The 1,016-nt window shown below is 73.8% G+C and carries 1 protein-coding gene; it reads right to left on the reverse strand.

All coding sequences use genetic code 11. The features are described from left to right. Positions 1-839 (reverse strand): hypothetical protein (locus tag DEIPI_RS39425; RefSeq protein WP_211238273.1); only part of this gene is annotated, 839 nt, incomplete at its 3' end. Positions 840-1,016: the final 177 nt, after the last annotated feature.

The following is a 1,016-nucleotide window of genomic DNA, read 5'->3' on the forward strand; positions in this document are numbered from 1 at the left end:
TCCTGGTTGAGCTGGGTCGGGCTGCGCTGGCCCTGCCCCTGGCCGCCCTGCTGGCCCTGCGCGCCCTCCTGCACCTTCTGCGCCACGTCCTGCGCGGCCTCGCGGCCCTGACCGATCAGGCCCTGGATGCGCTCGCGGATCGCGGGGGTGCGCCACGCGTACCACGCGAGCCCGCCGAGCAGCACGAGGCCCCAGGGGAAGCCGCCCCGGTCGCGCTCACGCACCGTGATGCGCATGTTCGAGAGGCCGTCCATCAGCTCGTCGAGCCGCTCGTTCTGCCGCTCCAGGCCCGCCGTGATCGCCGCGAGACCCAGGTCCTGCTTCGCGAGGCGCGACTCCAGCGCGCTCTCCACGGCCGCCGCGACGTCCTCGCTCGACGGGACGCTCTTCGTGAGGGCGCGCTCCACCACCACGGCGACGTCCTGACCCTTCGGAGTGCTCTTCGCGAGGGCGCTCTCCACGCCCGCCGCGATGTCGGCCTGCGTCGGGACGAGCTTCCTCAGGGTGGCGGGCAGGTCCTTCGTGAGGGCGCGCTGCACCGCCGCGATCACGTCGGCGGACGTGTCGCGCTTCGAGAGGGCCTGCTCCACCGCCGCCGACACCTCGGCGGTCGTGTCGCGCTTCGAGAGGGCGCGCTCCACGGCCAGGGAGAGGTCGGCGGTGTCCGCGCTCTTGTCCTGCCGGGCGAGGAGGCGCTCCACGAGGCCCGTGAGCTGCTCGTGGTTCTGCCGCAGGTCGCGGCGCAGGTCCTCGGTCCCGCCGTCGCTGAAGCGCTCGGCGGTCTGACGGGCCTGCTGGACGGCGTTCTCGACGATTCTCTGTTGTTCGTGCGTGGTCATGACTTCCTCCTGGGGACGGACGGGAACGGCGGGCGCGGGTGCGGGCGCCGTGACGTACGCGGGCGCGGGCACCACGGCCTCCGGGGAGGGCTGGAACACGGGGACGTACTCGACGGGCGTGGGGTTCGCGAAGACGGGCTTCGGCCCCTCCATCCGCGCGCGGACGGCGTCGCGCGC

This window comes from Deinococcus pimensis DSM 21231 (assembly GCF_000519345.1).
Lineage (GTDB): Bacteria > Deinococcota > Deinococci > Deinococcales > Deinococcaceae > Deinococcus_A > Deinococcus_A pimensis.